The organism is Vannielia sp. SX4 (assembly GCF_052828525.1).
The window spans coordinates 882,443-897,591 of sequence record NZ_CM128247.1 but is presented as its reverse complement, the minus strand read 5'-3'; the positions used below and the strand labels follow the sequence as shown (position 1 = coordinate 897,591).

Below are 15,149 nucleotides of genomic sequence, written 5' to 3'. Positions count from 1 at the left end.
TAGAGATAGCTTGATGCGGAAGGATCACTTTGCAGGGGTGACGTCGTCCGCGGGTTCCGTTGTCGGGTTGGGCTGTAACTCGCCGACCCGGGTGTTGGTGTCAAAGTGCCGCCGGATCTGGCGGCGCAGAGCATCGAGGTGGGCCGAGATGGTTGATTTCACCTTGCGCCGGTCCCGATCCCGCAAACCCTGAATGATTCCGTTGTGCTCGTCGAACACCCGCTGCTGGCTGCGCCCGATCCGGCTGCCGAGAAAGCGCGCGCGCCAGAGCTTGGCGAGGTAGGTGCTGTGGGTCTCGGCAAGCGCCGGGTTACCGCTGGCCCGCACGAGCGCGGAGTGAAACTCCATATCCACCTCGAAGAGATCGATCTCATCCGTAGTGGGGGCCAGCTCTTCCATACGGGCCTGAACGGCGGCGGCAGCGTCGATATCTGCCTCCGAGGCATGGGCCACGGCGAGCTCACCCGAGAGCAACTCCAGCGCCTTCAGCACTTCAAGGTTGTCGACCACTTCCTTCCATGTCGGGTCGGCCACGATCGGGCTGCGCGAGGGGCGCAGCTCCACCAACCCCTCCAGCGACAGGATTCGAATCGCCTCACGCATGGGCGTGCGGCTCACGCCCAGCTCGGCGGCATTGTCGCGTTCCTTGATAGAAGCACCGGGCCGCAGCGTGCCCCGCAGAATTTCCCTTCGCAGACGCTTCGCGATCTGCTCCGGCAGCAGTTTGTCCGCCATATTGCGCCTCGTGTTGGCGATTCCCTCCCAGGCACTCGCGAAATACGGGCAATGACCCCGAAATCAACCGCAAAAAAGTGCCTCTCCGGCGATTTTGGTATACCAAAACCCGTTGATTGTCGACATGGCTTCCGATAGTTTCCGCCCGGATGGTATGCCATCTTTCGCCGCGCGTTGGAGGACGCGCAGTATGAAAAGCGGTGCCGCCCGGGGAGGGTAAGGGCCGCGCAGGGAGGTAACTCTATGAAACTTTCGACCGTTCTTTCGACGGCCGCAGCCGCTGCCCTTGTGGCCGGTGCAGCCATGGCTGATCCGATCACCCTTCGGATCCAGACCCACTACGCAACCGAGCATCCGACCGGTCAGGCTCTGGCCACCTGGATCGACGACGTCCAGACCATGTCCGGCGGCGACATCACCGTCGAGATGTTCTACTCCTCGTCCGTCGTGGCGACCACCGAGACCTTCGACGCCGCCATCAACGGCATCGTCGACTGCGACGCCACCGGCGGCGCCTACCAGACCGGCAAAAACCCCGCGTTCCAGTTCGTCGGCGACATCATGGGCGGCTACGATACCCCCTGGCAGCAGTACTCCTGGCTCTACTACGGTGACGGCTACGCTGCCGCTCAGGAGCTCTACAACGCTCAGGGCATGCAGCTCGTCGGCTGGTCGATCTACGGCCAGGAGTCGCTGTCTTCTTCCAAGCCGATCCGTGGCTTCGAAGACCTGAAGGGCTGGAAGTTCCGTTCGCCCCCGGGCATGGAAACCGAGATCTTCGAAGAGCTGGGCGCCTCGCCCATCGTGATGGACTTCACCGAGATCTTCACCGCGCTCGAAACCGGCATCATCGACGGTGCTGACGCCTCTGGCCTCGCCAACAACGTGGGCCTCGGTCTTTACGACATCGTGAAGCACGCCACCTACCCGGGCTTCCACTCGATGCCGTCCGACCACCTCGCCTGTAACAAGGACGTGTGGGACGGCATGACCGAGCAGCAGCGTCGCATCATCGACACTGCCTGGCAGAAGCTTTCCTTCCAGATCGCCCTGTCGAACGAGAAGGCCAACGCTGAAGCCGCCGCTGAGCTGACCGCCGCTGGCGTGACCCTCTACGACTGGTCGCCCGAAGATCGTGCCGCCTTCCGTAAGGCCGCTCAGACCGCTTGGGACGACTGGGGCACCCGTTCGCCCGAGGCCGGCGCGATCCTCGCCAGCCACAAGACCTACCTCAAGCAGCTCGGCCTGATCGAGTAAGCATGAGGCATCAGCCTTCATAACATCGATGAGCCCCGCACGCCGGGGCTCATCCGTCTTCGGGCAGAAGAAATAATCACACAACACACAGCATGACCGCTTGGGGAGGTGCGCCATGTCGGAAATTCTCGAAAAGGAAAGTGTGTGGCTCGGAGGGCTGCGAAAGCCTGTCCGTACAGCCGCCATCGTGTTCACCGGCATCGCCGTGCTCGTCTGGGCCTGGCTGGTGCTCAACCTGCTGATCTCCGACGACGCCTACGGCATGCACGAGATGATCCGCCCGCAGGGCAAGCCGATCGTCTACCTGATGCTGGGCTCGGCCTTGCTCTCCATCGTGTTCACCTCGATCTACCTGTCCGACTTCATCGGCGCGATCGAGGACAAGCCGGAAGGCTTCTTCGACATTCTGTCGCTGATCACGTCGCGGATGGCGATGATCATGATCGGGCTGATCGTGATCGTCATGTTCTACGAGGTGGTCTCGCGCTACGTCTTCTCGCGCCCCACGCTCTGGGCCAACGAGCTATCGCTCTGGATCGCGGGCGTAGTCTTCCTGTTCGCCGGGCAGTACGCCATGCAGCAGCGCAGCCACATCCGCATCTACGTGATCTATGACGTGATGCCCCGCTGGGCTCAAAAGACCGCCGACTGCATTTCTGTCGGCCTGATCGTCGGCTTTACCTTCGCCCTCGTCTGGGGCGGCTACGCCGACGCCAAGACCCGCCTCCTGCGGATGGAAACCTTCGGCACCGCGTGGGATCCGCCCATTCCGGGCACCATGAAGGCCGCCATTCTCTTCATCATCTGCCTCGTCGCCGTGCAGGCCGTCTCCAACCTCATCGCAGATTGGAACAAGGCCCCCGAGCACCACACCGACGAGATGGACGAGCAAGAGATCGAAAACATCCGCAAGACGCTGGAGGACTGATCAATGGTCGATATCGGCACCCTCAGCCTGCTGGTTCTTGCAGGCATGTTCATCCTGCTTGCCATCGGCATGCCCCTCGGTTTCGCCTCCGCCTTCCTCGCGGTGGTGACCCTGATCCTCAAGTTCGACGTGGATATCCTCTTCCGCGACTTCGGCAAGGGCCCGTTCTCGGTGCTCGGTCAGGCCGTTTACCGGCAAATGACGAACTACGTCCTGATCTCGATACCCTTGTTCATATTCATGGCGGCGCTGCTCGAACGAACGGGCATCGCAAAGGACATGTACAACTCGCTGAACGTCTGGCTCAGCCGGATGCGCGGCGGCATCGCCATCGTGACCTCGATCATGGCCGTCATCATGGCCGCCATGTCGGGCATCATCGGCGGCGAGGTGGTTCTGCTGGGCCTCATCGCCCTGCCGCAGATGCTCCGCCTTGGGTACAACCAGAACCTCGCCATCGGCACCATCTGTGCCTCCGGCTCGCTCGGCACCATGATCCCGCCGTCCATCGTGCTCATTTTCTACGGGCTGGTGACGGAAACCTCGATCAAGGCCCTCTTCACCGCCTCGTTCCTGCCGGGCTTCATGCTGGCGTCCTTCTTCATCGTCTACATCCTGATCCGCACCAACCTGAACCCCTCGCTGGCCCCGCTGCCACCCGAGGAGCCGGGCGCTGTGGAAGGCAAGGAAAAGGGCATGCGCTTCCTCGGCTTCCTCGCCTACTTCGGGCTCTGGATCACCGGTGTGCTGTTCCTGCGGGCAGTGTTCTTCTGGGCAACCGGTGAAGGCTACGTGCAGGAAGGCGTCGACCCGATCGCGCTCGGCATGGTCTATCACATGCCCTGGATCGCAGGCGCCTTCGCGCTCTGCCTCGCCGCTGTGTTCCTTGTGGGCAAAGAGCGCACCGCAGAAGGCTGGCAGATGGGCAAGGGCCTCGTCGCGCCCGTGATCGTCATCGGCGTGGTGCTCGGCTCCATCTACATGGGCATCACCGGCATCACCGAGGCTGCCGGTATGGGCGTGGTGGCAGTGTTCACCATCTCCGTCCTGCGCCGCGAGATGACCTTCGACATCGTCTGGGACAGCCTGATGCGCACGCTAAAGTCCACCGGCACGATCATCTGGGTGACCATCGGTGCGGCGGCCCTCGCTGCGGCCTACACCCTCGCAGGCGGCCCGACCTATGTGGCCAACCTGATCGTCGCCGCCGACCTGCCCACCATGGGCATCATCCTCGTGATGATGCTGATCTTCCTCATCATGGGGATGTTCATGGACTGGGTCGGCATCGTGCTGCTGATCATGCCGGTGTTCCTGCCGATCGTGCTCAAGCTGCCGGTCGAGGAACTGGGCTTCATCGGCGGGCTGGAGCCGCGCCACGTGGCGATCTGGTTCGGCGTGGTGTTCTGTATGAACATGCAGGTCAGTTTCTTGTCGCCACCCTTCGGTCCCGCGGCCTTCTACCTCAAGTCCGTGGCCCCGCCGCACATCACCCTCACGGCGATCTTCCGGGGTTTCCTGCCCTTCATCTGCCTCCAGCTCTGCGCCCTTGCGGTGCTGCTGATCTGGCCGCCGATCGTCTCGGTCTTCCTCTGAGACACTGACATTTCGCCGGGGCGGCCCGCCCGCCCCGGCACGCATTCTTCCAGGCCGCAAGGAGCTTGAAATTCCATGGCCACCATCAGCCGTCTTCAGGCCGACCATTACATCATCCCCCTCCCGCAGGTGCTCGAAGATTCGATGCACGGCGCGATGGAAAATTTCGAGGTCATCACCGCCCGCGTCACCGACTCTGACGGCGCCGAGGGGATGGGCTACACCTACACCTGCGGCGTGAACGGCGGCGCGATTTCCGATACCCTCACCCGCGAGATGGCCCCCCGCGTGGCCGGCCGCGATGCCGACCTCATCGAAGCAATCTGGAAAGACCTCTGGTGGGCCTGCCACTACGGCGGCCGCGGCGGCCCCACCGTCATGGCCCTCTCCGCGCTCGACATGGCGCTCTGGGATCTCAAGGCCAAGCGTGCCGGCCTGCCGCTCTGGCGCCTGCTCGGCGGTTACGATCCGCGCGTGCCCTGCTACATGGGCGGCGTCGACCTTCACCTCTCCCCGCAAGAGCTGGTCGACCAGACCCACCGCAATTTCGAAAACGGCCACCGCCACATCAAGATCAAATGCGGCCGTGACGCCCTCCGCGAGGATGTGGCCCGCATGTCGGCGATGCGCGATGCCTTCGGCCCCGACATGCCGCTGATGACCGACGCCAATATGAAGTTCACGGTCGATGGCGCCATCCGCGCCGCCCGTGCCTTCCGCGAGTTCGACCTCACATGGTTCGAAGAGCCGATCCCGCCGGATGATCCCGCAGGCCACGCCCGCATCCTCTCCGAAGGCGGCGTTCCCTTGGCAACCGGCGAGAACCTCCGGACTCTCTGGGAGTTCAAGACCCTCTTCGACAGCAAGGGCATCAGCTACCCCGAGCCCGACGTCACCGGCTGCGGCGGCGTGACCGGCTTCATGAAGATCGCCGCACTGGCCGAGGCCCACCACCTGCCCGTCACCAGCCACGGCGCCCATGATGTCACCGTGCATCTGCTCGCCGCCGCGCCCAACCGAAGCTACCTTGAGATGCACAGCTTCGGCCTGAACGACTACATCGAAACTCCGCTCACCGTGGTCGAAGGCCACGTCACCGCGCCTGAAACTCCGGGCCACGGCGTCGTCTTCGACTGGGAAAAGTTGGAAACCTGCCGCGCCTGAGGAGGAGACGCCAATGCTCACACAAAGCCAGATCGACACCTTCAACGCCGAGGGCGTGCTCGTGGTCGACAATGTTCTGCCCACAGAAACGCTGGAGGCGGTCAAAGCCGAATACACCGCCCTGCTCGACGCCATGTATGATCGCTGGCATGCCGAGGGCCGCGTGCCCGCACCCGGCAACATGGACTTCTGGCAAAAGTTGCTGGTCAGCTACGAGGCGGGCTGCGAGTGGTTCCAACCGATGGACATCACCCTGCCCGGCGGCGAGTTCACCGCAGACACGCCCATGCACCAGGGCCCGGCGGTCTTCGACATGCTCCGCTGCGACCGCCTGCTCGATATGGTCGAAAGCCTGATCGGCCCCGAGATCACCTCCAACCCCATCCAGCACGTCCGCCTCAAGCCGCCCTCCCGAACCCTGCGCGGCTCCGAGACCACCGCCCACATCATGGCCACCGACTGGCACCAGGATCGCGCCGTGGCCCACGCCGAGGGCGACAACACCCAGATGGTCACCGTCTGGCTGGCGATCTCCGATGCCACGCTCGAAAACGGCTGCCTGCAAGTCATCCCCGGCAAGCCGCAGATGTATCCGCACTGCCCGCAAAAGCAGACCTCCATCGCCGATGGCCTGCTGGACGAAAGCAAGGCCCGGCCCCTGCCGGTCAAGGCCGGCGGCGCGGTGATCTTCCACCCGCTGACGCCCCATGCCTCGCTCGACAACGTGGCCGATGATTTTCGCTGGTCCTTCGACATCCGCTACAATGTCACCGGCCAGCCCACCGGACGCGCCCACTTCCCCGATTTCGTCGCCCGCTCGCGCGCCAATCCCGATAGCGAGTTGAAGGACTGGCGTATCTGGAAGCAGATGTGGGAAGACACCCGCACCCGCCTCGCCACCGAGCCGCACATCCCGATCCACCGCTGGGACGGCAACGCCCCCGTCTGCGCCTGACCCGTAGGCTGGGCAATCTGCCCACCACACCACTCTCAACCGCGAGCCATCCATGAGCCAAACCGTCCGCCTTTCCGCCGCCGACAACGTTGTCACCGCCATCACCCCGCTCGAAGTCGGGCAGGAGGGGGCGGCCCAGCTCATCCCGCGTGGGCACAAGATGGCGGCTCAGGATATCGCCAAGGGCGAGGCGGTGCTAAAATACGCCCAGATCATCGGTTATGCGGCAGAAGACATCGCGCAGGGCGCACACGTTCACACGCATAACCTCGAGTTTCGCAACGTCGACACCGAGTATGAGTTTTCCACCAACCTCCGCCCCGTGGAGCCGGTCGCAACGCCCGATACCTTCATGGGCTATCGCCGCTCGACCGGCCGCGTCGGCACTCGCAACTACATCGCCCTGCTCACCTCGGTGAACTGCTCCGCCACCGCCGCCCGCCAGATCGCCCAGCACTTCACCCCCGAGAAGCTCGCCGCCTATCCCAATGTCGACGGAGTGGTGGCCTTCGTCCACGGCACCGGCTGCGCCATGGGCGGCGACGGCACCGGTTTCGAGCTGCTCCAGCGCACGCTCTGGGGCTATGCTCGCAACCCCAATGTCGGCGGCGTGCTGATGGCCGGGCTGGGCTGTGAGGGCATGCAGATCGACTGGCTGCTGGAGGCTTACGGCCTCACCCCCGGCCCGCTGTTCCAGACCATGAACATTCAGGATGTCGGCGGTCTGCGCAAAACCGTCGAGCTGGGCATCGCTCAGGTCGAGGCAATGCTGCCCGAGGTCAACAAGGCGCAGCGCGAAGAGTGCCCTGCCTCCGAGCTGATGGTCGGCCTCGAGTGCGGCGGGTCGGACGCATGGTCCGGCATCACCGCCAACCCCGCCGTCGGCCACGCCTGTGATCTGCTGGTGGCGCAGGGCGGCACCGGCGTGCTGGCCGAAACCCCCGAGGTCTACGGCGCCGAGCACCTGCTGACCGCCCGCGCCAAGGACCGCGCAACCGGCGAAAAGCTGATCGACCTCATCCACTGGTGGGAGGAGTACACCGCCAAGGCAGGCGGCTCGATGGACAACAACCCCTCCCCCGGCAACAAGAAGGGCGGCCTGACCACGATCCTCGAAAAGTCCCTCGGCGCGGCGGCCAAAGGTGGCACCACCCCGCTGATGGGAGTCTACAAATACGCCGAGCCGGTGACCGCCAAGGGCTTCACCTTCATGGATACCCCCGGCTACGACCCGGCCTCCGTGACCGGCATGATCGCCGGCGGCGCAAACCTCGTCTGCTTCACCACCGGGCGCGGCTCCGCCTTCGGCTCCAAGCCCTCCCCCTGCATGAAGGTCTCCTCCAACTCGCCGCTCTTCGAGAAGCAGGGCGACGACATGGACGTGAACGCAGGCCGCATCCTCACCGAGGGCGCCTCCGTCGAGGAAGTGGGCCGCGAGATCTACGAGATGTGGCTCCGCATGGCCTCGGGCGAAAAGACCAAATCCGAGCTTCAGGGGCTTGGCGATTACGAGTTCGTCCCCTGGCAGGTCGGAGCGGTGATGTAATGCCGCTGCCCTTCGAGGTCATCGAAGTTCCTCGCAACCGCGCATTGGAGGTGCTGCGCGCACCGCCTCCCAAGGAGGGCACCCTGCTGCTGATCGAGCGGCCAGAGTTGCACGATCTGGCCGAGGAGGCGGCAAGCAATGCCGCCGCGCTCATCGCCGCAGCCGAGGACTTCGACATCGCCGCCTGGCTCGACGCCACCGGCACTATCTCGGAAGAAGAGCGCGAGGCCGAGTTGCTCATCAGCCTCGCCATGGGCGCGCTGCCCGCCGAGGATGATCCGACATGGTCGCCCATGGTCCACGATATGGTCCGCCGCCGCCGCGCCGTCGATGGCACGCCGGACGCGGCGATGAGCAAAGAGGAAAAAGAGCTGATCGGAGTGGCCCGTGCATTGAAAGAGGCCCGTGACGATCCGGGCACCGACCTCGCCACCGTGCAGGGCCTCGTGGAGCGGCTGATGAGCCCCGAGGCCAAACCGCATGATCCCTTTCGATCGCTTCATCTCATGAGCCAACTCTTTGGCGGCGAGGCCGTGGCGGCCCTGACAGGAGGCACCGCCTCCGAGATTGACACGCCCGAGGCCTCCGCCCCGTTCGATCCGCTCTCCGCCATGCTCGGCACCGCAAGCAGCAAGGCTACCCTCGCCCGCCTGCCCGCGCCCCACCCTTGGGCCGCCCCCGCCTACCTGCCGGGCGCAAGCTACATGGCGGGCGATAGCCGCACCGCGCTGCTCGCCTTCTGCCGCCACCTACACATCGCCCACGGCACGCGGCCCATCACCGCCAGCAACGACAGCCTAGGCTTCACCGCCCCCACGCCGCCCCCGCTGGCCGAGGCCGCCCGCATCGCGCTGGGGTTTCAGGCCCTCGGGGCCAGTGAGATCAACGGCATCCCCGCCGCGCAGGCCGCCGAAACCCTCGCCTCTGCCTCCTCCTGGCTCGTCTGGTGGGATTGATGGCGCAACTACTCCACAACAAACACCCCATTCACCACCTGCGGCGGCTCGCTGTGGTCGCGCACGATAAAGTCGTAGGTGCCCGCCCGCATCGGGTGGAAGCTGAACTTCACCGTCCCCGGCTCGTCGCATTCCAGCGCTCGAAAGCCGAGCCCCTGCATGTAGATCTCCATGTCGCCCACACTGACGACGCGGATATGGGCGTTGGTCATCAACCCCTCGGATTCAAAGTGAAACCCGGTCTCGTCGTCCTTGGCGTCAGGGCAGGTAAAGTTGAACCGGTAGTAGCCGCCCAGCGCCAGCGTGAACTCGGTGGCCGAAACCTCCGGCGCCCCGCCTTCCCCGGTTTTCACTACAATCTCGATATCTTCCGGCGGAAAGCCCCCCACCTCTCCCGAGGTTTGCTGGGCAATCGCTCCGCCGGGCAAAGCGGCAAGGGCCGTGGTTACAATGAGATGCTTCAACATGGTGTCTCCTCCTCTGGCTCGCCCCGCGAGTGTAGGGATCAACACCGTGCAAACAGGGCAGACCTTCGGATGCCCAGGCAGGAGACCGCCGCATGACCACGCCGCTCCCTCTCTGCATCATCGGCGCAGGCTCCATCGGCATGCGCCACGTCGAGGTTGCCACCGCCTCGCCTCACGTCGAAATCACCGCCGTTGTCGAACCTCACGCCCCCCGCCGCGCCGAACTGGCTGCGCAGGGTCTGAACACGGTAGCCACCCTCGATGACGTGCCCGCCGAAACCCGCGCCGCCGTCATCGCCACCCCGACGCAGGACCACGGCGCCAGCGCACACGCCTGCCTCTCGCGCGGCTGGGCCGTGATGGTCGAAAAGCCCACCGCCGCCACGCTCGACGAGGCCCGCGCGCTTGTGGCCGATGCCGGGGCCAAAGGCCTGCCGCTCTTCACCGGCCACCACCGCCGCTGCCACCCCTTCTCCATCGCCGCCCGCGACGCGCTGGCCGAGATCGGCGAGCTGGTCGGCGTGCAGGGCCTCTGGTCCCTGCGCAAGCACAACACCTACTATGATGTCGACTGGCGCCGCGCACCCGGTGCTGGCCCGCTGCTGACCAACCTCACCCATGAGATCGACCTGCTCCGCTTCTTCGTCGGCGACATGACAGAGGCCACCGCGCTGCTCTCCTCCGCCCGCCGTGGCTTCGTGATCGAAGATACCGCCGCCGTCGCTTTCCGCTTCGCAAACGGCGCGCTCGGCTCCTTCCTCATCTCCGATGCCGGCGCCTCGCCGTGGTCTTTCGAGGCTGCCAGCTACGAAAACCCGGCGATTGCCGGGTCGGGCGAGGATTACATCCGCATCACCGGCACCGAAGGCGCCCTCGCCTTCCCCTCGCTCACCCGCTGGGGCCGCTCCGGTCCGGGCGAGATCGAATGGTCCAAGCCGCTCGCCCCTGTGCCGGGTCAGCGCTTCGAGCGCATCGACCCCCTCCTCGCCCAGATCGAGCGTTTCGCCGCCGTGGTCGCGGGGGGCGAAGACAGCGTGCTCTGCACCGGCGCTGACGGGATCGCCGCGATGGAGATGACCCTCGCCGCCGCCCTCTCCGGCAAGGCGGGCAAACCGATTACCCCGGCCGATGTGCCGGGCGACTACACAGGAGTCTAAGATGAGCAAGGAAACCATCGGTTTCATCGGCCTAGGCCTCATGGGCCGTGCCATGGTCGGCTGCCTTCAGCAGGCGGGCCACCCGGTCATCGCCCTCGGCAACCGCGACCGCACCGGCATCGAGGAAGCCATCGCACGGGGCGCGACCGAGGCCGTCACCGCCCGCGAACTCACCGAGGCCGCCGACATCGTGATGCTCTGCATGGGCACCTCCGAGCACGTCGAGGGCCGCGTCTATGGCGAGGATGGCGTTCTTGCAGGCGCCACAGAGGGGCAGGTCGTGATCGACTTCGGCACCTCCCTGCCCGCCTCCACCCAAAAGATCGCCGCCGACCTCGCCGCCAAGGGCGCGGCCTATCTCGACGCCCCCCTCGGCCGCACCCCCGCCCATGCCGAGAAGGGCCTGCTCAACATCATGTGCGCAGGCGACGAGGCGGCCTACAACAAGGTCAAACCCGTGCTCGACACGCTGGGCGAGAACGTCTTCCACCTCGGCAAATCCGGCAACGGCCACACCATCAAGCTGATCAACAACTTCTTCGCTATGACAACCGCCTCCGCCATGTCCGAGGCCTTCGCCATGGCCGACGCCGCGGTCATCGAGCGCGGCGCCCTCTACGATGTCATGGCCGCCGGTCCCAACCACTCCGGCATGATGGACTTCATCAAGAACTATGCGATGAAAGGCCAGATCGACCTCGCCTTCTCCGTCGCCAACGGCGCCAAGGACGTGGGCTACTACCGCCAGATGGCCGCCGATCTCGGCCTGCACTCCCGCATGTCCACCGCCGCAGATGCCACGCTGCAAGAGGCCAAATCCACCGGCGATGGCGAGATCATGGTGCCCGAACTCGTCGACTGGATGGGCAAGAACCTCGGAAAGGACCCCAAATGAGACTACAGGGCAAGAAAGCCTTCATCACCGCCGCCGGTCAGGGCATCGGCCGGGCGATTGCCGAAGCCTTCGCGGCGCAAGGGGCCGATGTGGTCGCAACCGACCTCAACGCCGACCTGCTCACAGGCCTTCCCGGGGAGGCCTTCGCGCTCGACGTGCTCGACCGCGCCGCCCTCACCTCCGCCATCCAGGCCGCAACGCCCGACATTCTCGTCAACTGCGCGGGCGTGGTCCACGCAGGCACCATCGAGCAGGCCACCGACGCCGATCTCGACTTTGCCATCAACCTAAACGTCCGCTCCCAGATGCACGCCATTCAGGCCGCGCTGCCGATCCTGCGCGGCAAGGGCGGCGGCGCGATCGTGAATATCGCCTCCGTGGCCTCCTCGATCATGGGCGTGCCCAACCGCTTCGTCTACGGCACCTCCAAGGCCGCCGTGCTGGGCCTCACGAAGTCGGTCGCCGCCGACTGCATCACCGATGGCATCCGCTGCAACGCCATCTGCCCCGGCACGGTCGATAGCCCCTCCCTGCACGAGCGCCTCCGCGCCACCGGCGACTACGAGGCCGCGATGAAGGCCTTCGTCGCCCGCCAGCCGATGGGCCGCATCGGCCTACCGCAGGAAATCGCAGACCTTGCACTCTACCTCGCCAGCGATGAAAGTCGCTACATGACAGGGCAGTGCATCGCCATCGACGGCGGCATGTCGAACTGAGGCAAACTCCTTGAGCGATCCGTTACCAAGAGAAGACCGCACGGCAGCGGGGGTAGTCACCATGCTGCTCGCCGTCTGCTTCTTCATCTGCATCGATACGTCTGCCAAGTGGCTCACCCTCTCTGGCCTGCCGGTGCTGATGGTGGTCTTCGCGCGTTACTTCGGCCACTTCGTCTATGCCTGCGTGATCTACATCCCGCAGGAGGGGTTCGGCTGCTTCCGCTCGCGTGCGCCGCTCAAGCAGTTCCTGCGCAGCTGCTTCCTCTTTGGCTCCACGGTGCTCAACTTCTTCGCGCTCAAATACCTTCCGATCACCGTCACCACGACGATCATGTTCGCCGGCCCCATCGTGGTCACGCTCCTCGCCATCCCGCTGCTGGGCGAGACAGTTGGCCTCCGCCGCTTCCTCGCCGTGGCCACCGGCTTCCTGGGCGTGCTTGTGGTGATCCAGCCATGGGGAGCCGAGTGGCACCCGGCGATGTTCTTCTCGCTCGCCGCGCTCATCATGGCCTCGCTCTACTTCGTGATGACTCGGATGCTCGCGGGGGTGGAGACCAACGCCACCCAGCAGGTCTGGTCCGCCGGGCTGGCCTCCCTCGTGCTGGCGCCCTTCGCCTTCGTCGCATGGACCGCGCCTGAAACCACAACCCAATGGGTGGTCCTCTTCGCCATCGGCTTCTTCGGCATGTTCGGCCACATCCTGGCCACCACCGCCCACCGCTGGGCCGATGCCTCGATCCTCGCGCCGATGGTCTACAGCCAGATCTTCCTCGCCGCGGTCTCGGGCATCCTCGTGTTCGACACATGGCCAACGGTCTGGACGCTGGCTGGCGGGCTCATAATCATCGGCTCGGGCCTCTACATCTGGCAGCGCGAGCGGGCCGTGCGGCGGCGGCAGCTGATGAACGCGGCTCACCCCAAGTACTGAAACGGCAAAGGGCCGGAGCGCACAACGCCCCGGCCCTCTCCTAGTCAGTCAGCCGGCCTCACGGATACCAGATCAGCTCCGACCCCGAGGGCCAATCCAGCGTCACGTCGATCCGCACCAGCTTCTTCTCGCCCGGCGCAAGCTCCATGTCCCACTCACCCACACCGCGCTTCTTCTCCCAGTCCTCACGGGTGGGGGCGGGGCGCACGCGGATATCAAGCTCCAAGTCTTCCTGCTCCGAATAGGGCAGCGCATAAAGCGCGGTCAGCTCCACCGGCTCGCCGCTGAGGTTTTCCACCGTGAACTCCATCGCCTGCTCGCGGGTGTTCGAGCGGGTCACGATCCCCTTGTCGCCAGTGTCGTTGTTCAGCAGCGTCCACTCCAGCCGCACCGCCTCCAGCGGGCCAAACGAAAGTTCTTCCTTTGCGCCCGCCGGGATCAGCGGCACCGAGTTGCGGCCCACGAACACCCCGTCGCGGTAAACCGAGGCCTGACCGGGCAGGATCGGCTCGGCCAGCGAGTTACGCAGCTCTGCCAGCAGGAAGGCGGTGCTGTCGGTGCGCGGGGCGGCGATGATCTTCTCGTCCGCTTCCAGCGTCACCGTATCCAGCGCCAGTTGCAGCCCCTCACCCGCGTCGGGCGAGAGCGTCACCTTGCGCGGGTAGTCGTAGCTGACGGCAAGGCCCTCCACCTTCAACCCGGCGGCGATCGGGGCAACCGGCTCCACCATCGCCTCTTCCATCACCTCCGGCTCTGCGGCGGCGCGGGCGGTGTCGTAGGAGGCACTGCCGGAGACACGGCTCTTGTAGGCACCCTGCCCGATCTGCGCCTGGTTCGGGTGCGGCTCGCTGGGCACGATGCCCGCAAACGGGTCGGCGGTCGAAAGCTCCAGCGTGATCCCGTCCCACAGTTCCCCGGTGTACTGCTGCACCACCGCCTTCCGGTCGATTGCGACAGAGGCGTTTTCACCCCGCGTCAGCCGCAGGTCGTAGTCCGGGCGCCACGCGGCGGCCCCGTCGAGATAGACCACCTCCAGCACCACCTCCTGCGGCGCGTCCAGCTCGAGCGAAACCGCCATCATGTCCACCGGCCCCTCGGGCGGGGTCAGGCGGGCCATGTCGGCCTTGGCCTGGGCCAACTGGGTCTTCAGCTCGGTCATTTCCTCAGAGAGGTCGCGCAGGGCCTCCTCGGTCTGCTGTTTCTCAAGCTGGGCGGCCGCCGTCTCGCTGCCAATCAGCCCAGCGGCGGTGCGCAGCGCCTCCGGGTCGATCGCATCGAGCGCCCCGCCCTTCACCGAGGCCAAAAACTCGACCCGCGCGTTCGCCCCGTCCAGCGCCACCTGCGCGCGGGCGATCTCATCGGCCTTGGCGGTGATGCTGTCCTCAAGGCTCTCGACCCGCTCCAGCGTGGCCTGCTGTGCCGGGGAGTAAAGCGTTTCCGCGTCGGTCACGTAGCCGGTCAAAAGCTGGGTCGCCCCCAGCGCCACACCGCCCGACGGCAAGATCCGCGGCGGCCCGTAGTCCTGCATCCCTCGGCGCACCGGAAACAGAATGCGGTGCGCCCCCGCCGGCACCTGCGCCGTCACCGTGCGGGTCACGGTGGCGCCCTGCGGGTAAACGGTGGCCGCCGTCACCGGGGCCGCGGCCTGAAAATCGGCAGCCAGTGCTGCAACGGGCAAGGTGGTGAGGGCGGTCGCCCAAAGGAGGGTCTTCATCGGTCAATACCTCATGTCAAAATGCCTTCGGCGCGGAGCATCCTCCTGCCTCTGTCCGAAAGCAAGCTGCGTTTCCCGGCGCTCCTCGGCGCCGTTCAATAGGTAAGACGCAAGCAAAGGGCCGATCCTTGGACC

General features: G+C 65.5%; 14 protein-coding genes. 11 read left to right on the top strand and 3 right to left on the bottom strand.

The genetic code is table 11. The features are described 5' to 3' along the window. Nucleotides 1–24: 24 nt before the first annotated feature. Nucleotides 25–735, bottom strand: a complete 711-nt coding sequence (locus ACUXVX_RS04500) for a GntR family transcriptional regulator (RefSeq protein ID WP_222495764.1) — start codon at nt 733–735, stop codon at nt 25–27. Between the two features lie 243 nt (nt 736–978). Between ACUXVX_RS04500 and ACUXVX_RS04495 the strand changes: the two genes are divergently transcribed. The 7 genes from ACUXVX_RS04495 to ACUXVX_RS04465 all read left to right on the top strand — a co-directional run bounded on the left by ACUXVX_RS04495 (nt 979) and on the right by ACUXVX_RS04465 (nt 9,137). Then, entirely contained in the window at nt 979–1,992 is a 1,014-nt protein-coding gene (locus ACUXVX_RS04495) for a TRAP transporter substrate-binding protein (protein WP_222470687.1), read from the top strand. 115 nt (nt 1,993–2,107) lie between these two features. Continuing rightward, nucleotides 2,108–2,920, top strand: coding sequence for a TRAP transporter small permease subunit (locus tag ACUXVX_RS04490; RefSeq protein ID WP_213544356.1), 813 nt, complete (start codon nt 2,108–2,110; stop codon nt 2,918–2,920). A gap of 3 nt (nt 2,921–2,923) precedes the next feature. Continuing rightward, complete coding sequence (locus ACUXVX_RS04485) at nt 2,924–4,516, top strand: TRAP transporter large permease (RefSeq protein WP_222470688.1); 1,593 nt, start codon at nt 2,924–2,926, stop codon at nt 4,514–4,516. 75 nt (nt 4,517–4,591) lie between these two features. Continuing rightward, nucleotides 4,592–5,680 carry a mandelate racemase/muconate lactonizing enzyme family protein gene (locus ACUXVX_RS04480; RefSeq protein ID WP_446310553.1) on the top strand — a complete coding sequence of 363 codons (1,089 nt, stop codon included), beginning with the start codon at nt 4,592–4,594 and terminating at the stop codon, nt 5,678–5,680. Between the two features lie 13 nt (nt 5,681–5,693). Further along, nucleotides 5,694–6,635 (top strand): phytanoyl-CoA dioxygenase family protein, encoded by a 942-nt coding sequence (locus ACUXVX_RS04475; RefSeq protein WP_446310552.1) that lies wholly within the window; start codon nt 5,694–5,696, stop codon nt 6,633–6,635. Between the two features lie 52 nt (nt 6,636–6,687). Next, entirely contained in the window at nt 6,688–8,181 is a 1,494-nt protein-coding gene (locus ACUXVX_RS04470; protein WP_446310551.1) for a UxaA family hydrolase, read from the top strand. Next, complete coding sequence (locus ACUXVX_RS04465; protein WP_446310550.1) at nt 8,181–9,137, top strand: DUF4253 domain-containing protein; 957 nt, start codon at nt 8,181–8,183, stop codon at nt 9,135–9,137. Before ACUXVX_RS04470 ends, ACUXVX_RS04465 begins: the two co-directional genes overlap by 1 nt. Before the next feature lie 8 nt (nt 9,138–9,145). Here the strand turns inward: ACUXVX_RS04465 and ACUXVX_RS04460 are convergent, their stop codons facing one another. Beyond that, on the bottom strand, nt 9,146–9,604 hold the full coding sequence (locus tag ACUXVX_RS04460) for a hypothetical protein (RefSeq protein WP_446310549.1): 459 nt from the start codon (nt 9,602–9,604) through the stop codon (nt 9,146–9,148). Nucleotides 9,605–9,696: 92 nt separating this feature from the next. Between ACUXVX_RS04460 and ACUXVX_RS04455 the strand changes: the two genes are divergently transcribed. The 4 genes from ACUXVX_RS04455 to ACUXVX_RS04440 all read left to right on the top strand — a co-directional run bounded on the left by ACUXVX_RS04455 (nt 9,697) and on the right by ACUXVX_RS04440 (nt 13,300). Beyond that, complete coding sequence (locus ACUXVX_RS04455) at nt 9,697–10,761, top strand: Gfo/Idh/MocA family protein (RefSeq protein WP_446310548.1); 1,065 nt, start codon at nt 9,697–9,699, stop codon at nt 10,759–10,761. A gap of 1 nt (nt 10,762) precedes the next feature. Continuing rightward, the gene (locus ACUXVX_RS04450) at nt 10,763–11,656 is read left to right on the top strand and encodes an NAD(P)-dependent oxidoreductase (RefSeq protein WP_446310547.1); all 894 of its coding nucleotides are present in this window, start codon (nt 10,763–10,765) and stop codon (nt 11,654–11,656) included. Further along, nucleotides 11,653–12,372 (top strand): SDR family oxidoreductase, encoded by a 720-nt coding sequence (locus ACUXVX_RS04445; RefSeq protein ID WP_446310546.1) that lies wholly within the window; start codon nt 11,653–11,655, stop codon nt 12,370–12,372. Before ACUXVX_RS04450 ends, ACUXVX_RS04445 begins: the two co-directional genes overlap by 4 nt. Nucleotides 12,373–12,433: 61 nt before the next feature. Further along, nucleotides 12,434–13,300, top strand: a complete 867-nt coding sequence (locus ACUXVX_RS04440; protein ID WP_446310545.1) for a DMT family transporter — start codon at nt 12,434–12,436, stop codon at nt 13,298–13,300. Nucleotides 13,301–13,358: 58 nt separating this feature from the next. Here the strand turns inward: ACUXVX_RS04440 and ACUXVX_RS04435 are convergent, their stop codons facing one another. Beyond that, complete coding sequence (locus tag ACUXVX_RS04435) at nt 13,359–15,014, bottom strand: DUF4139 domain-containing protein (RefSeq protein ID WP_446310544.1); 1,656 nt, start codon at nt 15,012–15,014, stop codon at nt 13,359–13,361. Between the last annotated feature and the right edge of the window lie 135 nt (nt 15,015–15,149).

Coding starts and splice junctions, on each gene's coding strand:
- ACUXVX_RS04500 (WP_222495764.1), bottom strand. CDS start 735: ATGGCGGACAAACTGCTGCCGGAGCAGATCGCGAAGCGTCTGCGAAGG.
- ACUXVX_RS04480 (WP_446310553.1), top strand. CDS start 4,592: ATGGCCACCATCAGCCGTCTTCAGGCCGACCATTACATCATCCCCCTC.
- ACUXVX_RS04465 (WP_446310550.1), top strand. CDS start 8,181: ATGCCGCTGCCCTTCGAGGTCATCGAAGTTCCTCGCAACCGCGCATTG.
- ACUXVX_RS04460 (WP_446310549.1), bottom strand. CDS start 9,604: ATGTTGAAGCATCTCATTGTAACCACGGCCCTTGCCGCTTTGCCCGGC.
- ACUXVX_RS04440 (WP_446310545.1), top strand. CDS start 12,434: ATGCTGCTCGCCGTCTGCTTCTTCATCTGCATCGATACGTCTGCCAAG.
- ACUXVX_RS04495 (WP_222470687.1), top strand. CDS start 979: ATGAAACTTTCGACCGTTCTTTCGACGGCCGCAGCCGCTGCCCTTGTG.
- ACUXVX_RS04485 (WP_222470688.1), top strand. CDS start 2,924: ATGGTCGATATCGGCACCCTCAGCCTGCTGGTTCTTGCAGGCATGTTC.
- ACUXVX_RS04455 (WP_446310548.1), top strand. CDS start 9,697: ATGACCACGCCGCTCCCTCTCTGCATCATCGGCGCAGGCTCCATCGGC.
- ACUXVX_RS04435 (WP_446310544.1), bottom strand. CDS start 15,014: ATGAAGACCCTCCTTTGGGCGACCGCCCTCACCACCTTGCCCGTTGCA.
- ACUXVX_RS04470 (WP_446310551.1), top strand. CDS start 6,688: ATGAGCCAAACCGTCCGCCTTTCCGCCGCCGACAACGTTGTCACCGCC.
- ACUXVX_RS04445 (WP_446310546.1), top strand. CDS start 11,653: ATGAGACTACAGGGCAAGAAAGCCTTCATCACCGCCGCCGGTCAGGGC.
- ACUXVX_RS04475 (WP_446310552.1), top strand. CDS start 5,694: ATGCTCACACAAAGCCAGATCGACACCTTCAACGCCGAGGGCGTGCTC.
- ACUXVX_RS04490 (WP_213544356.1), top strand. CDS start 2,108: ATGTCGGAAATTCTCGAAAAGGAAAGTGTGTGGCTCGGAGGGCTGCGA.
- ACUXVX_RS04450 (WP_446310547.1), top strand. CDS start 10,763: ATGAGCAAGGAAACCATCGGTTTCATCGGCCTAGGCCTCATGGGCCGT.